The 17614-nt window shown below is 74.7% G+C and carries 16 protein-coding genes; 7 read left to right on the forward strand and 9 right to left on the reverse strand.

Features of this window, described 5'->3' with window-relative positions:
• Nucleotides 1–207 precede the first annotated feature (207 nt).
• From EAO70_RS25190 to EAO70_RS25205, 4 genes are all read right to left on the reverse strand, one after another.
• Nucleotides 208–582, reverse strand: a complete 375-nt coding sequence (locus tag EAO70_RS25190) for an RNA polymerase-binding protein RbpA (RefSeq protein ID WP_015032218.1) — start codon at nucleotides 580–582, stop codon at nucleotides 208–210.
• A gap of 255 nt (nucleotides 583–837) precedes the next feature.
• Complete coding sequence (locus EAO70_RS25195; RefSeq protein ID WP_148005036.1) at nucleotides 838–2208, reverse strand: MFS transporter; 1371 nt, start codon at nucleotides 2206–2208, stop codon at nucleotides 838–840.
• A 70-nt stretch (nucleotides 2209–2278) separates the two neighbouring features.
• Nucleotides 2279–3043, reverse strand: a complete 765-nt coding sequence (locus EAO70_RS25200) for a glycerophosphodiester phosphodiesterase (RefSeq protein WP_148005037.1) — start codon at nucleotides 3041–3043, stop codon at nucleotides 2279–2281.
• A complete protein-coding gene (locus EAO70_RS25205) occupies nucleotides 3040–3747 on the reverse strand; it encodes a YczE/YyaS/YitT family protein (RefSeq protein ID WP_187284012.1) in 708 nt (235 codons plus the stop codon). The genes EAO70_RS25200 and EAO70_RS25205 overlap by 4 nt, the downstream gene beginning before the upstream one ends.
• Nucleotides 3748–3811: 64 nt before the next feature.
• On the opposite strand from EAO70_RS25205, the gene EAO70_RS25210 reads away from it, so the two are divergent.
• The gene (locus EAO70_RS25210) at nucleotides 3812–5311 is read left to right on the forward strand and encodes a PLP-dependent aminotransferase family protein (protein WP_148005039.1); all 1500 of its coding nucleotides are present in this window, start codon (nucleotides 3812–3814) and stop codon (nucleotides 5309–5311) included.
• Nucleotides 5312–5447: 136 nt separating this feature from the next.
• Here EAO70_RS25210 and EAO70_RS25215 read toward each other — a convergent pair whose 3' ends face one another.
• Complete coding sequence (locus EAO70_RS25215; protein ID WP_148005040.1) at nucleotides 5448–7019, reverse strand: ATP-binding protein; 1572 nt, start codon at nucleotides 7017–7019, stop codon at nucleotides 5448–5450.
• A gap of 37 nt (nucleotides 7020–7056) precedes the next feature.
• Nucleotides 7057–7251 carry a hypothetical protein gene (locus EAO70_RS25220; protein WP_015032212.1) on the reverse strand — a complete coding sequence of 65 codons (195 nt, stop codon included), beginning with the start codon at nucleotides 7249–7251 and terminating at the stop codon, nucleotides 7057–7059.
• A 307-nt stretch (nucleotides 7252–7558) separates the two neighbouring features.
• On the opposite strand from EAO70_RS25220, the gene EAO70_RS25225 reads away from it, so the two are divergent.
• The 4 genes from EAO70_RS25225 to EAO70_RS25240 all read left to right on the forward strand — a co-directional run bounded on the left by EAO70_RS25225 (nucleotide 7559) and on the right by EAO70_RS25240 (nucleotide 12514).
• On the forward strand, nucleotides 7559–7951 hold the full coding sequence (locus EAO70_RS25225; RefSeq protein ID WP_148005041.1) for an ankyrin repeat domain-containing protein: 393 nt from the start codon (nucleotides 7559–7561) through the stop codon (nucleotides 7949–7951).
• A gap of 256 nt (nucleotides 7952–8207) precedes the next feature.
• A complete protein-coding gene (locus tag EAO70_RS25230; RefSeq protein ID WP_148005042.1) occupies nucleotides 8208–9623 on the forward strand; it encodes a HEAT repeat domain-containing protein in 1416 nt (471 codons plus the stop codon).
• Between the two features lie 357 nt (nucleotides 9624–9980).
• On the forward strand, nucleotides 9981–11102 hold the full coding sequence (locus EAO70_RS25235) for a glycosyltransferase family 4 protein (RefSeq protein WP_148005043.1): 1122 nt from the start codon (nucleotides 9981–9983) through the stop codon (nucleotides 11100–11102).
• Nucleotides 11103–11296: 194 nt separating this feature from the next.
• A complete protein-coding gene (locus EAO70_RS25240) occupies nucleotides 11297–12514 on the forward strand; it encodes a glycosyltransferase (protein ID WP_410091357.1) in 1218 nt (405 codons plus the stop codon).
• 122 nt (nucleotides 12515–12636) lie between these two features.
• Here the strand turns inward: EAO70_RS25240 and EAO70_RS25245 are convergent, their stop codons facing one another.
• From EAO70_RS25245 to EAO70_RS25255, 3 genes are read right to left on the reverse strand one after another with little or no spacing between them, the layout of a single operon-like run.
• Nucleotides 12637–13521, reverse strand: a complete 885-nt coding sequence (locus EAO70_RS25245; protein ID WP_148005044.1) for a biotin-dependent carboxyltransferase family protein — start codon at nucleotides 13519–13521, stop codon at nucleotides 12637–12639.
• Entirely contained in the window at nucleotides 13518–14168 is a 651-nt protein-coding gene (locus tag EAO70_RS25250) for a 5-oxoprolinase subunit B family protein (RefSeq protein ID WP_148005045.1), read from the reverse strand. The genes EAO70_RS25245 and EAO70_RS25250 overlap by 4 nt, the downstream gene beginning before the upstream one ends.
• Nucleotides 14165–14953, reverse strand: a complete 789-nt coding sequence (locus tag EAO70_RS25255; protein ID WP_148005046.1) for a LamB/YcsF family protein — start codon at nucleotides 14951–14953, stop codon at nucleotides 14165–14167. Before EAO70_RS25255 ends, EAO70_RS25250 begins: the two co-directional genes overlap by 4 nt.
• Before the next feature lie 102 nt (nucleotides 14954–15055).
• Here EAO70_RS25255 and EAO70_RS25260 point away from each other — a divergent pair, with 102 nt between their 5' ends.
• On the forward strand, nucleotides 15056–15766 hold the full coding sequence (locus EAO70_RS25260) for a GntR family transcriptional regulator (RefSeq protein WP_148005047.1): 711 nt from the start codon (nucleotides 15056–15058) through the stop codon (nucleotides 15764–15766).
• Nucleotides 15767–16060: 294 nt separating this feature from the next.
• Nucleotides 16061–17605 carry a hypothetical protein gene (locus EAO70_RS25265; RefSeq protein ID WP_148005048.1) on the forward strand — a complete coding sequence of 515 codons (1545 nt, stop codon included), beginning with the start codon at nucleotides 16061–16063 and terminating at the stop codon, nucleotides 17603–17605.
• Nucleotides 17606–17614 lie beyond the last annotated feature (9 nt).

The following is a 17614-nucleotide window of genomic DNA, read 5'->3' on the forward strand; positions in this document are numbered from 1 at the left end:
GGTCGGTCCCGATCCGTCGGCCGGACGCCCGTCCCCCGTTTCGGCGGGGGACGGGCGTTCTCGCGGGCGCCGGTCGGGACGGGCGTCCGGCCGACGGATCGGGACCGACCGGCTTCCGGCGGGCGGAGGGTGCGCACGGAAACGCCGAGGGGCCCGGTACACGAGGTGTGTACCGGGCCCCTCGGCGTTCTTCGGCCGGTGGGTCCGCTAGGCGGACTTGCGGCTGTCGCGCGGATGCACGGCGATGTTCATGGCGCCGGAACGAAGGACGGCCAGCCTTTCGGCGAGGACCTCCTCCAGCTCCTCGCGCGTGCGCCGCTCCATGAGCATGTCCCAATGCGTACGCGCAGGCTTGCCCTTCTTCTCCTCAGGTCCGTCCCCGTCCACCAGGAGAGCCTGGATTCCGCAGACCTTGCATTCCCACTCCGGCGGAATTTCCGCTTCCACAGAGAAGGGCATCTCAAAACGATGGCCCTTCTCGCATGCGTACTCCACGGCCTGGCGCGGGGCCAGATCGATGCCGCGGTCGGTCTCGTAGCTCGTCACCACGAGGCGCGTGCCGCGAAGAGCTCGCTCACTCATGAATCGTGCCTCCCGGGCTTGTCGCCCACAGGACAGGTGTCGCTGTCGTCGTTATCCGGTCAACGTCCGGTCGGCGGTAAAGATTCCCGTGCCGGGTCATGCGTCGCCCGTCGTGCCGCCCCTTGTTGTACCCACCAGTGCCCGCTTTGTCACATCTGACGGCAGATGTGACCCGGTGTTTTCACTAAAGCAGCACGCAGTAACGGTCCGCCTGGCAGGCCAAACGCGTACACTACCGCCCTTTCACTGCCACGTCTAAATACGGTCGGGTATCGGGTTCCCGGCGGCCTCCACCGCGCGCCGCACCGGGACCCTGGCGAGCAGGGCGAAGCCGACCGCGAAGAAGATCACCAGGGAGATGATGGCATCCCGGTAGCTCCCGGTCAGCTGATACGCGAGACCGAACACGAGCGGACCGAGCCAGCTGAGCCCCCGATCGCTCATCTCGTACGCCGAGAAGTACTCCGCCTCCTTGCCGCGCGGCACCAGATGCGAGAACAGCGAACGCGACAGGGCCTGGCTCCCGCCCAGTACCAGGCCGATCGCGGCCGCCAGACAGTAGAAGAACACGGGCGCGTCGGCCGGCAGGAAGTAGCCGGCCACCAGGATCAGGGTCCAGACCGCGAGCGAGGCCAGAATCGTCCGCTTGGCGCCGTACGACCGGGCGAGTCGCCCCATGCCGAGCGCGCCCGCCACGGCGAGCACCTGGACCAGCAGGACCGCGGTGATCAGCGTGGTCTGGTCGAGGCCGAGCTCCTCCGAGCCGAACACCGACGCCTGCGAGATCACGGTCTGGACGCCGTCGTTGTAGACCAGGTAGGCCAGCAGGAACGAGAGCGTCAGCGGGTGCCGGCGCATGTCCTTGAGGGTCTCCCGCAGCTGCCGCCAGCCGCTGCCGACCGCGCCGCCGCCCGCCCCGTCCGGGATCTCCGGGCCGATCCGGCGGTCCCGCAGCCGCCGCAGCGGCACCAGGGTGAAGGCGCCCCACCAGACACCGGCCGAGGCCAGACAGATCCGGACCGCCTCGCCCTCGGTGAGGCCGAAGGAGTCGTGGCCCGAGTAGAGGACCAGGTTCAGCACCAGGACCAGCGCGCCCGAGGTGTACCCGAAGGCCCAGCCGCGCGAGGAGACCGCGTCCCGCTCGTCCGGCTCCGCGATCTGCGGCAGATAGGCGTTGTAGAGCACCATCGAGACCGAGAGCGAGGCGTTCGCCACGATCAGCAGGAACGTGCCCAGCAGATACCGGTCCCCCGCGAGGAAGAACATCCCCGCCGTGGCCGCCGCGCCCGTGTAGGCCGCGGCCGCGAGCAGCGGCTTCTTCCGGCCCGTACGGTCCGCGATCGCGCCGACCAGCGGCATCAGCAGGACCGCGACCACGATCGAGGCCGACACCCCGTAGGCGAAGAGCGAACCGGCCCGCACGGGTATCCCGAGCGGGTGCACATAGCCCTCCGCGTCGGCCGCCTCCCGGGCCACCGAGGTCAGGTAGGGGCCGAGGAACACGGTCAGCACGCTCGTCGAGTACACCGAGCAGGCGAAGTCGTAGAAGTACCAGCCCCGCTGCTCCCGCTTGCGTGCGGCGGGATCGGTGGCGTACTCCTCCGGTTCGGTGGTTCCAGCGGTCAAGGCCGCGCCCCCTCGTTCGTCCCCGTGGCCGGGCCCGGTGATCCGGGTCCGGAGGCACCGGGACGCGCGCTCAGACCCACACGCCCCGCTCGGTCAGCACCGCGCGCAGCGTCTCCAGTTGATCGGTCATGATGCCATCGACCCCCAGGTCGAGGAGAGAGTGCATCCGCGCCGGATCGTTCACGGTCCACACATGGACCTGGATCCCGCGCGCGTGCGCCTCACGGAGGAAGCGGCGGTCCACCACCGGGATGCCGCCCTGCCGCTCGGGGACCTGGGCGGCGACCGCCCCGGCCCGTACCGCCGCCGGGATGCCGAGCGAGCGCAGCCGCAGCCCGATCACCCCGCGGACGCCGAACGAGGTGGCCAGCTCGGGCCCCGCCAGCCGCTGGGCCCGGACGACCCGGGCCTCGGTGAACGAGCCCACGCAGACCCGGTCCCAGGCGCGCTTCCGGCGGATCAGGTCCACCAGGGGGTGGAGCGCGGACTCGGTCTTGAGGTCCACGTTCCAGCGCGCCTCCGGGAACTCGTCGAGGAGGTCGGCGAAGAGCGGCAGCGGCTCCTTGCCCGCCACCCGGGCCTCGCGCACCGCCGCCCACGGCAGGTCGGCGATCCGGCCCGAGGCGTCGGTGACGCGGTCGAGCGTCGCGTCGTGGAAGGCGACCAGGACCCCGTCCGACGTCGTGTGCACATCGGTCTCGAAGTAGCGGTAGCCCGCGGCGGCGGCCCGGCGGAAGGCGGCCGCGGTGTTCTCCAGGCCGTTCGCCGTGCCGCCGCGATGGGCGAACGGGAGGGGTCCGGGATGGTCGAGGTAGGGGTGGCGTACGCGAGTCACCGCCGCAGTATGGCGCCTTCCGGTGTCGCGGGGGCGACCGCGGTGCCTCCGGATTCCGGCCCGGGAACGGCGAACCAGCGCAGGAAGAACTGCGCGAGCGGTCCGATGGCCAGCGCGTACAGCACCGTGCCGACGCCGACCGAGCCGCCCAGCAGGAAGCCGGTGGCGACCACCGCCACCTCGATCGCCGTGCGCACCAGCCGGATCGACCGGCCGGTGAGCCGGTGCAGACCGGTCATCAGGCCGTCGCGCGGGCCGGGACCGAACCGCGCCGCGATGTACAGGCCGGTCGCCACCCCGTTGAGGACGATGCCGGCCACGAGCAGCGGGATCCGCCCGGCCAGGCCGTGCACGTCCGGAACGAGCGCCAGGGTGCCGTCCATCGCCAGGCCGATCACGAACACGTTGGACACCGTGCCGAGGCCCGGCCGCTGCCGGATCGGGATCCACAGCAGCAGCACCACGGCCCCGACGATGATCGACACCACGCCGATGGTCAGGCCCGTCCTCTCGGCGAGGCCCTGGTGCAGCACGCCCCAGGGCTCCAGGCCGAGGCCGCTGCGGACCAGCAGCGCCGAGCTGACCCCGTAGAGCGTCAGTCCCGCGTAGAGCTGGACGAGCCGACGGGTGAGGTGCCGGCCGTGGCGGCCGGAGGCGATGGACAAGGGACTTCCCCCCAGGGTGGTGGCAGTGGACTGGCTCATGACACTCTGTGGCGGGGGAAGAGATGCCAACCATGGCCAATTCGACGAAGGTGGACTGATTTCGATGGCCCAGTGGACTTCGGCGGTGGGGCCGGCGCAGCTCGCCCGGCAGCTCCAGGCACAGCAGGCGCGGCCCGCCGGGCCCGGGACCCGGAAGCCGCCCGCCTACCGCGCACTGGCCGACGGGATCCGCCTGCTCGTCCTGGAGGGCCGGGTCCCGGTCGCCGCCCGGCTGCCCGCCGAGCGGGAACTCGCCCTGGCCCTGACCGTCAGCCGCACCACGGTGGCGGCGGCCTACGAGGCGCTCCGCGCCGAGGGCTTCCTGGAGTCGCGGCGGGGCGCCGGCAGCTGGACCGCCGTGCCGGCGGGCAACCCGCTGCCCGCGCGGGGCCTCGAACCGCTGCCGCCGGAGTCCCTCGGTTCGATGATCGACCTCGGCTGCGCGGCGCTGCCCGCGCCCGAGCCGTGGCTCACCCGGGGCGTCCAGGGCGCCCTGGAGGAGCTGCCCCCCTACGCGCACACGCACGGCGACTACCCGGCGGGGCTGCCCACGCTGCGGCAGATGCTCGCCGACCGGTACACCGCGCGCGGCATCCCCACGATGCCCGAGCAGATCATGGTCACGACCGGTGCCATGGGCGCCATCGACGCCATCTGCCACCTCTTCGCGGGGCGCGGCGAGCGGATCGCCGTCGAGTCCCCCTCGTACGCCAACATCCTCCAGCTGATGCGGGAGGCCGGGGCCCGGCTCGTCCCCGTCGCCATGTCCGAGGGGCTCGGCAGCTGGGACCTGGGCCGCTGGCGGCAGGTGCTGCGGGACGCGGCGCCCCGCCTCGCGTACGTGGTGGCCGACTTCCACAACCCGACCGGGGCCCTCGCCGACGAGGACCAGCGCCGGCAGCTCGTGGACGCCGCCCGCTCGGCCGGCACCGTCCTCGTCGTCGACGAGACCATGGCCGAGCTCCACCTGGACGACGACGTGGAGATGCCCCGGCCGGTCTGCGCCTTCGACCCGGCCGGTTCCACCGTCCTCACCGTCGGCTCGGCGAGCAAGGCGTTCTGGGCGGGCATGCGCATCGGCTGGGTCCGCGCGGCGCCCGACGTCATCCGCTCCCTGGTGGCCGCGCGCGCCTACGCCGACCTCGGCACCCCCGTGCTCGAACAGCTCGGGGTGAACTGGCTGATGCGCACGGGCGGCTGGGAGGAGGCCGTGGCGCTCCGCCGGGAGCAGGCGCGGGAGAACCGGGACGCGCTCGTCGCCGCCGTCCGCCGGGAGCTCCCGGAGTGGGAGTTCTCGGTGCCGCGCGGCGGCCTCACCCTCTGGGTCCGCACCGGTGGCCTCTCCGGCTCGCGCCTGGCCGAGGTGGGGGAGCGGGTCGGCGTCCGGGTCCCCTCGGGGCCCCGGTTCGGGGTGGACGGGGCCTTCGAGGGCTTCGTCCGGCTGCCCTTCACGGTCGGCGGGCCGGTCGCCGACGAGGCCGCGGTCCGGCTGGCGGCCGCGGCCCGGCTGGTCGAGTCGGGCGCGGGCGGCGGCACCGAGCCGCCGCGCTCGTTCGTGGCGTAGCGGGCGGCCGGGCGGCGCGGCACAGCTGAGGAGGCCGGTACGGACGGGGTCCGTACCGGCCTCCTCACGCGTGTGCGTGCTGCTGTTCCTCACGTGCGTGCGTGGCGCTCTCCCCCACGCGCGCGCGTGGTGCTGCTCAGCCCTCCGCGGGGACGGGGGCGTGCAGCTTCAGGGTGATCTTCTCGATCGACACGGTCGTCGCCGTCCGGCGCTCGGGGAGGAGCGCCAGCACCGCCTGGCGGTGCGCGTCGCTCGTCTCCTCGTCGTACGGGTCGGGCGTCGCCGGCACCTGGAGGCGCAGCACCGGTCCGCCGCCGAGGCGGGCGTACCCGCGGCCCGCGGGGACGTGCGGGGCCGGGGTGGTGTGCGGTGCGGTGCCGAGGACGGCGGCGATCTGGTCGGGGGCGGCGGGTCCGAGCACGATCCGGGCCCTGGTGTGGCTCCGTACCGCCTCGCTGAGGGTGTCGGTGCCGTCGAACTGCTCGGCGACCACCACCGTGACCTGGGCGGCCCGGCCGTGCCGCAGGGGGACCTGGAGCAGCTCCTGCGGGTCGGGGCGGCCGTCGGCCGCCGCCAGGTCGGCCAGGACGCCGGGCCGGTCGAGGAGGATCCAGAGCGGCCGCCGGGTGTCCTCCGGGACCGGGTGGCCCGCCTGGCGGGCCCGGTTGGCGGCGATCAGCCGTCGTTCCGTCTCGTGCGCCGCCCACTCCAGGGTGGCCAGCGAGCCGGCGAGGCCGCACTCGACGGCGAGGACTCCGTCGCGTCCGGCGAGGCACGCGTACTCGCCGGTCCCGCCGCCCTCGACGATCAGGACGTCGCCGTGGGGGAGGGCCTGGAGGGCGATCGAGCGCAGCAGGGAGGTGGTGCCGCTGCCCGGCTGCCCGACCACCAGCAGGTGCGGCTCGGTGGAGCGGGGGCCGGTGCGCCAGACGACGGCCGGTGCGTCCTCCGTGCCGTCGGAGGCGACCACGGGCACGGTCCGCTGGACGGCGTCCGCGTCGGTGAAGCCCAGGACGGTCTCGCCCRGCACGGTGACGAAGCGCTGGGCGGCGATGGTGGTGGGCAGGGCGGGCAGCACGCTCATGGCGAGCCGGTTGCCCTCCTCGTCCCAGTCGAAGCGGTACTCGCGGCCGCGGCCGGACTTGGCGTGGAGCAGCTGCTCGACGCGCGCGCGTGCCGCGGGCTCGCCGTCGGCGAAGTACGGCGGGTAGGCGATCCGGAGGCGGGTGGGGCGCCCGTCCTCGTCGAAGGCGTACTCGGAGAGGGCACCGCTCCAGTCGCCCCCGTGGGTGAAGAGCGGGGCGGGGTCCTCGGGGACGGAGAAGTACGGGACGAGGGCCTCGTACAGGCCCTTGAGCCGTGCGGCCTCGTTGTCGTCGGGTCCGGTCCTGACGACGGGACGCACGCGTCCCTTCCACGCGGCCGCGGCCATGAGCGTGACGAGCGCGAGGAGCGGCCCGTACGGCATCAGGGCGACGACCAGGACGCAGGCCGCGACCAGGAGCAGCGTCGGTCCACGCCGTTCCTTGGGGGTCGCGGCCCACCTGGCACGCGCGGACGCGGCCAGCTTCCGCAGACCACGGGAGACCGTGATCAGTGGATGGAGCACGTCGGTGGCGCTGTCGGCGGCCGTGCGCGCGATCTCTCGACTGCGAGCGATCTGTGCGCTGCCGCTGCTCAGAATGCGGGGGAGTGGTCGCCGGGCCACGAAGTACTCCTGAGGTGGTGGAAGGGACGGAGGGGCGTCAGAACTTGATCCCGCCCAGGAGGCCGGCGAGGCTCTGCCCGCCCGCCGTGATGCTCGGGGCGATGGCCGTACCCGCGAGGTAGAAGCCGAACAGCGCACTGACGAGGGCGTGCGAGGCCTTCATCCCGTCCTTCTTGAAGAACAGGAAGCAGATGATGCCGAGCAGGACCACGCCTGAGATGGACAGGATCATTGGTTCTTCTCCTGGTTGAGGGGACAGTCACCATGAGTCCTTCCAGGTTCACAGCAAGTATCTATGTGACTAAAGGTGCATTGGGGTGAAAAACCGCCGATTTCACTTGACCGGCGGACGTCGAACGAGCTGTCGAGTGGCGAAACGCCCGGCGTGCGCTAGGGGAGCGGCCGACTCCGGACTGCCGTGATGTTTGCCTCAGCCGGGCGCGGTCATGTCGCCGAACGGGCAGTACCCTGTCGATTCACTCGTACGGCCGCGCTTGTCGTGCGCAGGTCGTCGACACAGGAGAAGGGTGGGCCCACCGATGAGCGAGACTCCGGACCCCGAGGTCATCGAGCTGGCGTCCAAGGTCTTCGACCTCGCGCGTACCGGGGACGCCGACGGGCTCGCCGCCTACGTCGACGCCGGGGTCCCGGCGAACCTCACCAACGACAAGGGCGACACCCTCGTCATGCTCGCCGCCTACCACGGGCACGCCCCCGCGGTCGCCGCGCTCCTCGCGCGCGGGGCCGACGCCGACCGCGCCAACGACCGCGGCCAGACCCCCCTCGCCGGCGCCGTCTTCAAGGGCGAGGACGCCGTCGTCCGCGCCCTGCTCGACGGCGGCGCGAATCCGGAAGCCGGCACTCCGTCCGCCGCCGACACCGCGCGGATGTTCGGCAAGGCCGAACTCCTGGAACTCTTCGGATCCCGGTGAACGGGCGCTGAACCCCAGGTGAGAGCGGCGTCGGAAATGTGGTCGCGGTGGCGAAATGGGTGGGTCATCATGACGTCGGGTCCGGCAAAACGGGCCACCGACGAGAGGCTGAGGAAGATGATCACTGGCAGGCGATGGACGACGAGCGGCCCGACATGTCGGCGCACGGCCTAGGCGTACGGGCGATGTACCGCCCGACCCGGGTCATCCCGGAATCCCCCGGTCGTGTCGACAGCTTGATGTGAGGCGTCTCCCCATGTTCGATCCAGTCATAGCGCCGAGCGGCACCCTGCTCGGCCTGCTGCAGCGGGGCCGCGGCGACGGCACCCTGCACGCGCTCGCCGCGCCACGTGCCGAGGCCCTCGCGGCCCTCAACCACTGCGTTCTCGCCGATCCCCGCCACGACTGGCAGGTCGAGAACCGCTCCCTCTACTACGCCCGTCTCTACCTGGACCTCCACGGAGGTCTCGACGAGATCGACGCCCACCTCTTCGGCGCCGAGGACGTCCTCGACACCGAGGAGTCCCGGACCGGGCTCGCGCTCGCCGTCCTCGGACACCTCGCGTCCTACGGACGCCAGGACGCCCTGCTGCTGCTCCGGCGCTACGCCGCGACCGGCACCAACTGGGCCTGGGCCCTGGACGAGCTGGCGCTCCGCGACGACGACGCCGGCCTGCGCGCGCTCGCCGCCCCCGTACTGGCCCGCTTCCCGGCCGACGCCGAGGGCGACGCCGAGCTGGCCGGGGTCGTCCGGGACGCCTTCGAGCCCCGCCCCTGGCGGCTGTGGGCCGAGGACCGGCGCGACGCCGTCGGCGCCCGGGTCAGGGCCGCCCAGGAACAGGGCTCCTTCGACCGCTGGCAGCGCCAGATGCGGCCCGCCGGACCCCGCCCCGGCTGGAGCGTCCGCGCCGTCCTCGACTGGGCGCAGGAGGGCTACGAGCGCGGAGCCGTGCTGCACGGCCCCGCCGCCCGCTGCCTCACCGCCGTCGCGGGACCCGAGGACCGGCCCGAACTGCTCGCCGCCGCCCGCCACGGCTCGGTGGGCGCCCGGGGCGCCGCCCTGCACCACCTCGCCGAGTCACGGGACCCCGCCGTCCTCGACCTCGTCGAGGCGGCCGCCGACGGCGACTCCGCCGAGGTCGCCGAGGCCGCGATCGCCGCGTACCGCCGCATGTGCGGCGAGGACGCCGTCGCCCGCGCCCGCGCGTGGGTCCGCCGGACCGACGCCCTCGGCGCCGCCGCCGCCGATGTGCTCGCCTGCCGCGGCACCGCCCAGGACTCCCCCTCCGTCCTCGGCGCGCTGCGCGGCACCATCCGCTCCGAAGGCCCCGACGCGCCCGCGCTCGGCGGACTCGTCGACGGCGCGGGCCGCCTCGGCATCGCCTGCGCGGCACCCGTACTGCGCCACGTCTACCGCGAGACGGCCTCGTCCCAGCTCCGCGGGCGCGTGGCCCGCGCCCTCGCCGCCACCGACCCCACCTTCGCGACCGGTTTCGCCGTCGAATGCCTCTGGGACTGCGAGGAGACCACCCGCGAGGTGGCGGCCCTGCACGCCGAGACCGGTGACGTGCGCGTCGCCGAGCGATTGCGCCGCCTCGCGGCGGACCCGGCCGAGGAGGTCGAGGTCCAGACCGCGGTACGCAACCGCATAGGACCCGACCTCCAGGTCTGACCCGGCCCGGACGACGTCCGGCCCCCGCGGCCGGACCCGTTCCCCGCCACCCGGCTCCGGGGCGGCGCGGCCCCCGGCGGAGAACCCGCCGCGTGAGGCCCCGCCCCGGGGGCCCGGGCGCGGGCGGGGTGGGTCCGTAGGCCTGGGCTCGGGCCCTCGTGCGACTGCGCTCGGGCTTGTACGGCTGTCCGGCCCGTACGGCTGCGGTCCGGCCCGTACGGGTGAGTCCGGGCACGTGCGCGCGCGGCCGTACGGTCGGCGGCCCCCGGGCCGTCCGCGCGAAACGCTCATGGGACGTTCCCTCCCCGTCCAGATCGACGTTGACGGGGACACGCCGAGCGCGACGACAACACCCGTATGCGTGTCGTCATCGTCACCGAATCCTTCCCTCCCGACGTCAACGGTGTGGCGCACTGCGCCCTGCAGACCGCGCGCCACCTCACCCGGCGGGGCCACACCCCGCTCGTCATCGCCCCCGCCGTGGCCGACCCGGCCGCGGACGCCGACGCCCCCTGCGCCGTCGTCCGGGTGCCGTCGCTCCCGCTCCCCGGCTACCCGCAGGTGCGCGTCGCCCTGCCCAGCCGGCGTGTCGCCGCGGCCATCGCCGCCCACCGCGCCGACCTCGTACACCTCGCCGGCCCGTTCGTCCTCGGTGTGCGCGGGATGACCGCCGCGGCCCGCCTCGGCATCCCCGCCGTCGCCGTCTACCAGACCGACCTCGCCGGTTACGCCCGCACGTACGTGGGTACGGGAGAGGCCGCCGCCTGGCGCCGCCTCCGGGCCGTCCACGGGGTTGCCGACCGCACCCTCGCACCCTCCTCCTCCGCCGCCCGCGACCTGGCGGCCCACGGCATCGACCGCGTCCGGCTCTGGGGCCGCGGGGTGGACACCGCCCGCTTCCGCCCCGAGCTGCGCGACGACGCCCTGCGCGCCGAACTCGCCCCGAACGGCGAACTCCTCGTCGGCTACGTGGGCCGCCTCGCCCCCGAGAAGCGCGTGGACCTCCTCGCCGGAGCGGGCAGCCTCCCCGGCGTACGGCTGGTGGTCGTCGGGGACGGCCCGAGCGAGCCCACACTGCGCGGCGCCCTGCCGGACGCCCGGTTCCTCGGCCGCCGCGTGGGCGACGACCTCGCCCGGATCTTCGCCTCGCTCGACGTGTTCGCCCACACCGGCCCCCTCGAGACCTTCTGCCAGACCGTCCAGGAGGCCATGGCGAGCGGTCTCCCGGTCGTCGCCCCGGCGGCCGGAGGCCCGCTCGACCTGGTCGACCACGGGCGCACCGGGCTCCTCGTACCCCCGGGAGACCCGGAAGCGCTCCGAACGGCCGTCGCCGGGCTCGCCGCCTCGCCCGCGCTGCGCGCCGCCTACGGCCAAGCCGGGCGGGCCGCCGTCGAGGGCCGCTCCTGGGAAGCGCTCGGGGACGAACTGATCGGGCATTACACGGAGGTTCTGCGGGAGCGGACGGCGGTGGCGGCATGAGCGTCGAACACGTGAGGGACGACGAGCACTCCGTTGCCGACCCCGTGCACGGGGGAGCGGGCGCCGACCTCGTGCACAGCGGAACGACTGTTGACCCGATTCACAGAAGTGGGGAGGTCGGCGCTGTTCACGATGGTGGGGTGCTCGGAGCGGTTCGCGACGGCAGGGTGCTCGGATCGGTTCACGGCGGAGAGGTGCTCGGGCCGATTCACGACGACGCCGGGGCCGCCGGCCCGGTTCACGGGCGGCACGGCGACGGGCTGCGCATCGTGCGGCTCGCGAACTTCGTCACCCCCACCTCGGGCGGCCTCCGCACCGCACTCGACCGGCTCGGCCAGGGCTACCGCGAGGCCGGCCACGAACCCGTCCTCGTCGTCCCCGGCGACCTCGCGAGCGACGTCCGCACCGCGCAGGGCCGGGTCATCACCCTCCCCGGCCCCGTGCTGCCCGGCACCGGCGGCTACCGGGTCCTCGCCGACCGGCGCCGCGTGCGCCGCCTCCTCGAAGATCTCGCCCCGGACCGGATCGAGGTCTCCGACCGCACGACCCTGCGGTGGACGGGGGAGTGGGCGCGGCGCGCCCGCGTGCCCTCGGTGATGGTCTCCCACGAGACCGCGGACGGCGTCCTGCGCACCTGGGGCGTGCCGGCCCCCGTCGCGGCCCGCGCCGCGGACCGGCTCAACCGGCGCACGGCCTGGGCGTTCGCCCGGATCGTCTGCACCACCGAGTGGGCGGAGCGGGAGTTCCTCCGGATCGGGGCGCGGAACGTCGTACGGGCCCCGCTCGGCGTGGACCTGGAACGCTGCCGGCCCGACCGCCGCAGCACCCTGCTCCGCGCCCGGTACGCGGACGGGGAGCGGGTCCTGCTCCTGCTCTGCTCGCGCCTCTCGGTCGAGAAGCGGCCCGGAGTCGCCCTGGACACCCTCGCCGAGCTCCACGACGCCGGCGTCGCGGCCACGCTGGTGGTCGCGGGAGACGGGCCGTTGAAGGGGGCCCTGGAACGGCGGGCGCGGGAGCGCCGGCTGCCGGTGCGGTTCCTCGGGCACGTCGCCGACCGGGAGGCTCTGGCGGACCTCCAGGCGGCGGCCGACGTGTGCCTGGCCCCGGGGCCGGCGGAGACGTTCGGCCTCTCCGCCCTGGAGGCCCTCGCCTGCGGGACGCCGGTCGTCGTGAGCGCCTCTTCCGCGCTCCCGGAGGTCGTCGGCACCGCGGGCGCCGCCGCCGTGGACACCCCCGGGGCCTTCACCTCCGCCGTACGGGGTCTGCTGGCGGTGCCGGAGGACACCCGCCGCCGCGCCGCACGCGCGCGTGCCGAGGTCTTCACCTGGGAGCGTTCCGTCACCGCCTTCCTCGCGGCCCACGACGCCCTGCCGGCCGACGGGGCACGCCTCCCCGAGGAGGCGCGGCGATGACACCGAACCTCCGGCGCACGCCCGGAGGCGGCGGCTATGTCCCGCCGCCCGCGACGGCGTGACGGCCGGGTCGGCGGGACTGCTCCACCGGGACCGGGCTCCGCCGCACCGGACGGGCGGGATCAGCGCACCCGGACGAACCGGACCGGGGTGCCCGGCACGGCCTGCGCCGCCGCGCCCAGGTCCGCCTCCCGCACCACCCCGACCACCGGATAGCCCCCGGTCGTCGGATGGTCGGCGAGGAACACCACCGGCCGCCCGTCGGGCGGCACCTGGACCGCGCCCAGGACCATGCCCTCGCTGGCCGGCTCGTCGTGGCGTGCCCGTTCCAGGGCCGGGCCTTCGAGGCGCAGGCCGATGCGGTTGCCGGTCGGGGACACCCGGTACGCGCGCGTGGTGAGGGTGTGGAGCGCCGCCGCCGTGAACCAGTCCTCGCGAGGCCCGAGCCGGACCCGCAGGACCAGTTCACGGGGTGGGGCGGGCCACGGGGGAGCGTCGGCCGCACCCTGTCCCGCCGTGCGCGCCGCCGGGGCCGGTCCCAGGGGCAGGACCGTCTCCTCCACCAGTGAGGCCGGACCGAGCCCGGACAGCAGGTCGGTGGAGCGGCTCCCGAGGACCGGTTCGACATCGACCCCGCCGCCGAACGCCACGTACGCGCGCAGCCCGTGCGTGGCCGCGCCGACGTCCAGGACCGACCCGGCGGGGACGCGTACCGCCCGGCCCCAGGCGGCCGGACGCCCGCCCACCCGTACCGGGCAGGGCGCGCCGCCCACCGCCACGGTGACCGCGCACCGGGTGCGCAGGGCGCAGCCGTCGACGGTGGTCTCCAGGACGGCCGCGGCCTCCGGGTTGCCGACGAGCCGGTTGACGAGGCGTGCGGCCGACGGGTCGAGGGCGCCCGAGCGGGGCACCCCGAGATGCGCGTGGCCGAAGCGCCCCAGGTCCTGCACGGTGGTCAGCGCACCGGCCCGGACCACGACGACGGCCCGGTCGGCCCGGTCGGTCATCGTCCGCCCCCTGCCGGTCCGCCGTCCGCGGTGAAGCGGACCCGGGTGCCCGGGGACAGCAGCGCGGCGGGCTCCCGCGCCGTGTCCCAGAGGACCGCGTCCGTCGTGCCGATCAGCTGCCACCCGCCGGGGGAGGAGCGCGGGTACACGCCCGTGTACGGCCCCGCCAGCGCGACCGAGCCCGCCGGGACGTGCGTGCGCGGTGTGGCCCGCCGGGGCACCGCGTACCGTTCGCCGAGCCCCGTCAGATAGCCGAAGCCCGGGACGAAGCCGCAGAACGCGACCCGGAACTCGGTCGCCGTGTGGATCCGTACCGCCGCCTCGACCGACACGTCCCACAGCGCGGCGACCTCCGCGAGGTCGGGTCCGCCGTAGCGGACCGGCAGCTCCACCGTCCCGCCCACGCGGGCGGGGAGCGGCGCCACCTCCCAGCCCGTCAGCTCGGCCGCGAGCCGCTCCGGCTCCGCCACCCCGTCGAGCAGCACCGTGCGCGCCGCCGGCACGATCTCGCGTACGGCGGGCAGCGCACCGGCGGCCCGCCGGCGCAGCAGCTCGGCGTGGAAGGCCTCCGTCTCCTCGCCCCCGGCGAGTTCCACCAGGAGCGCCCCCTCGCCCACGCGCAGCACGCGCGGGACGGTCGTACTCATGCGAAGGCCTCCACCCGTACACCGGCCTCCGTCAGGCGCTCCCGCACCCGCCGGGCGAGGTCCACCGCGCCCGGGGTGTCGCCGTGCAGGCACAGCGACCGGGCCCGCACCGTGACGGAACTCCCGCAGTCCGCGGTGACCACGCCGAACCGGGCCAGGGCCACCGAGCGCTCCACCACGGCGTCGGGGTCGCTGACGACCGCCCCGGCCCGCCCCCGCGGCACGAGCGTGCCGTCGGCGCGGTAGGCCCGGTCCCCGAAGGCCTCGGGCACGACCGGCAGTCCGGCTGCCGCCGCGGCCTCGTGCAGCCGCGACCCCGGAAGCCCCAGGACCGGCAGGGTCCGGTCGGCGAGCAGGACGCCCTCGACCACCGCCGCGGCCTGCTCCTCGTCCCGGACCACCCGGTTGTAGAGCGCGCCGTGCGGCTTCACGTACGCCACGCGCGCGCCCGCCGCGCGTGCGAAGACCTCCAGCGCGCCGATCTGGTAGGCGACCTCGGCGGCCAGCTCCGCCGCGGGCACGTCCATCGAGCGCCGTCCGAAACCCGCCAGGTCCCGGTACGAGACCTGGGCCCCGATCCGGACCCCTCGCGCGGCGGCGAGCTCGCAGACCCGCCGCATGGTCACCGCGTCCCCGGCGTGGAAGCCGCACGCGACGTTGGCACTGGTCACCACGGACAGGAGCTGTTCGTCGTCGGTGAGCGTCCAGCGTCCGARGCCCTCGCCGAGATCGGCGTTGAGGTCGATCAGGGCCTCGGCCGGGCTCTGGTCCGTGGGCGTGCGCATCTGTACCTCGCAGCAGGGGGGGGGAGTGCCGGGGCGCGGCACGGGGACCGTACGATGCCGTCAAGGTAGAGGATTGTTGAACGATCCGACAAGGAGCGCGCCGTGACCGCGAGCGAAGCCGGAGATCTGACCGACGACCGTGTGCTGCTCGGACGCACCAGCACGGCCGAGCGGGTCGCGGACATCCTGCGGAACCGGGTGGCCGAGGGGTACTTCCCGCCCGGCACCCGGCTCTCCGAGGAGGGCATCGCGGGCGCGCTCGGCGTGTCCCGCAACACCCTGCGGGAGGCCTTCCGGCTCCTCTCCCACGAGCGGCTGCTCGTCCACGAGCTCAACCGGGGCGTCTTCGTCCGGGTCCTCGCGGTCGACGACGTGGACGACATCCACCGGACCCGGCGCCTCGTCGAGTGCGCCGTCGTCCGGGGCCTCGGCCGGCCCCCGTATGCCCTCGGCGCGCTCGCCGACGCCGTCGCGGTCGGCGAGCGCGCGGCCCTGGCGGGCGACTGGGCGGGCGTCTCCACGGCCAACATCCGCTTCCACCGCGAGCTCGTCGCCCTGGCGGGCAGCGCCCGTACCGACGAGCTGATGCGCGGCGTCCTCGCCGAGCTCCGTCTCGCGTTCCACGGGGTCGACGACCCGCGCGCCCTGCACGAGCCCTTCCTGGCGCGGAACCGCGAGATCCTGGACGCCCTGCGGGGCGGGGACCGGACGACGGCCGAGCGGCTCCTCGTCCGCTACCTCGACGACTCCCGAGACCAGGTCGCCGCCGCGTACACCGGGACCGCCGACGCCCCGCCGGGGCGGCGGGACTGACCGGCCGGGGCTGCGGGACTGACCGGCCGTCCGGGGCCGGTGCAGCGACCTCAGCGACCGTACGGAGCCGGCAGCCCGCAGCGACCGTACGGGGCCGCCGGACCGCCCAGGGCCGTCCCTCGGCCGCCGCCTGGGGCTGCCGGACCGCCCCCGGGCCGGCCCTCGGCCGACCGCCCGAGCCACAGAACCGACCGCCCCGGGACCCCGCGCACCCACCGCCCCGCGCCCGCCGGGAGGCCGGTCGCATCTGCGCCGTTTCGACCGTTGTCAGTTCGAGGACCTAATCTGTCCACCGTGACTTCGCCTGCCTCGACGGACCTCGCTCCGCCCCAGCTCAGCGCGGGGCCGCGCCCCGCGCAGGGCCCGGCCGCCGACGAAGGGCTCGCGCGGCGCCTCCGCGCGCTCGCGTGCACCGCCCCGCTGCACGACCTGGACGCCCGCAAGGCGAACCTGGCGGGGGAGTACACGGTCTACGCGATGGCGGAGGTGGCCCTCTCGGCCATCGACCTCATCACACTCAACATGGACTTCGACACCGGCGCCGACCACGAGCAGATCGTCGCCCGGCTGCTGCCCCGCGTCGCCGCCCAGGCACCCGACCGCCCCGCCGCCGAGCACGAGCGCGTGGCCCGCTGGGTCCTGGAGAACCTGATCAACGTCGGCAGCGTCGACCGCGGCTTCCGCGCGGTCTACGGCACCTTCGGCACCGACGGCGTCTACGTCCGCCGGGACTACGACTTCAAGCTCATCGAGGAGGTCCCGGGATACGGCGGCGGCGTCTACCTCCGGACCACCGACGAGGCGGTCAACGTGCTGGTCGGCGCGCTCGACACCGACGTCACCAGCGCCCAGATCGCCGCCGAGGTGAAGCTGGAGGTCCTCATCAACCGGGGCCGCCTCGCCGACGCCCAGCTCGCGGCCGAGCAGGCGCGGTACCGCACCGTGCAGTACGCCGAGACCCTCCGCAAGACCCTGGAGGCCACCCGGCGCAACGTCCGCGCGGTGGACTGGCTCCAGACGGTCCCCGACATGATCGCCGAGGCGCTCGACCACGTCGCCGACCGCTACCGCCACGAGAACGCGATCCTCACCAACATCCGCAAGGCCCGCGACGAGGCCGAGGCCGCGTCCGACGCGAAGACCGCCGAGCACAAGCGGCGCGCCGCCGAGCTCGTGGACATAGTGAAGGACTGCATCCGGCGCCACACCCAGCTCCAGTCCCGCCTCCTGGACGCCGGGCCGCTCTTCCGCGCCGAGCAGGACCGGCAGGCCTTCGCCGCGCCCACGGCGTACACCGGGCTCGACCTGTACGGGCAACTGGTCGCGCCGACCCTGCCGCTCCCCGTCGAGCAGGCCGCCAGGGTCACCGACGCGTTCTTCGCCCGCGGCACCGGTCTGCGGACCCCCGCCTCGGTCCGCCTCGGCGACCTGGTCGACCTGCTGCTGACCCCGCCCGTGGAGCGCGAGCACCTCGGCGCCGAGATGCCCGAACCCGATCTCATCGCCACCCCGGACGACTCCCGCTTCAGCGAGGAGCAGCTCGCGAACGCGATGCGACTGCTCGACCTGGAGCACGACGCGCCCCGGCGCCTCTCCGGTCTGCTGGCCGAGGCCCGCGAGCTCGACGCCGACCTGCCGTACCTCGTGGCCCTCCTCGCGGTCCACGCGGCGAGCCCCCCGGTCGGCACGGCCTACCGCCAGGGTGAGGAGCGCCTGCTCTTCGCCGTCGACGACGGGACCCCGCTCGACGACCACGAGTTCGGCGGCGCCGACCTCATCGTCGGTATGGCCCTGCTCGACGCCGCGGGCATGGCCGCCGGCCGCACGGAGGCCTCGTGACCCTCGTCC

Source organism: Streptomyces sp. adm13(2018) (assembly GCF_008042145.1).
Classification (GTDB): Bacteria; Actinomycetota; Actinomycetes; order Streptomycetales; family Streptomycetaceae; genus Streptomyces.

What these genes read in the sequence shown, in the direction of transcription:
- EAO70_RS25220 (WP_015032212.1), bottom strand. Translation starts at nt 7,251, where the DNA reads ATGATCCTGTCCATCTCAGGCGTGGTCCTGCTCGGCATCATCTGCTTC.
- EAO70_RS25235 (WP_148005043.1), top strand. Translation starts at nt 9,981, where the DNA reads ATGCGTGTCGTCATCGTCACCGAATCCTTCCCTCCCGACGTCAACGGT.
- EAO70_RS25230 (WP_148005042.1), top strand. Translation starts at nt 8,208, where the DNA reads ATGTTCGATCCAGTCATAGCGCCGAGCGGCACCCTGCTCGGCCTGCTG.
- EAO70_RS25250 (WP_148005045.1), bottom strand. Translation starts at nt 14,168, where the DNA reads ATGAGTACGACCGTCCCGCGCGTGCTGCGCGTGGGCGAGGGGGCGCTC.
- EAO70_RS25190 (WP_015032218.1), bottom strand. Translation starts at nt 582, where the DNA reads ATGAGTGAGCGAGCTCTTCGCGGCACGCGCCTCGTGGTGACGAGCTAC.
- EAO70_RS25205 (WP_187284012.1), bottom strand. Translation starts at nt 3,747, where the DNA reads ATGAGCCAGTCCACTGCCACCACCCTGGGGGGAAGTCCCTTGTCCATC.
- EAO70_RS25245 (WP_148005044.1), bottom strand. Translation starts at nt 13,521, where the DNA reads ATGACCGACCGGGCCGACCGGGCCGTCGTCGTGGTCCGGGCCGGTGCG.
- EAO70_RS25210 (WP_148005039.1), top strand. Translation starts at nt 3,812, where the DNA reads ATGGCCCAGTGGACTTCGGCGGTGGGGCCGGCGCAGCTCGCCCGGCAG.
- EAO70_RS25225 (WP_148005041.1), top strand. Translation starts at nt 7,559, where the DNA reads ATGAGCGAGACTCCGGACCCCGAGGTCATCGAGCTGGCGTCCAAGGTC.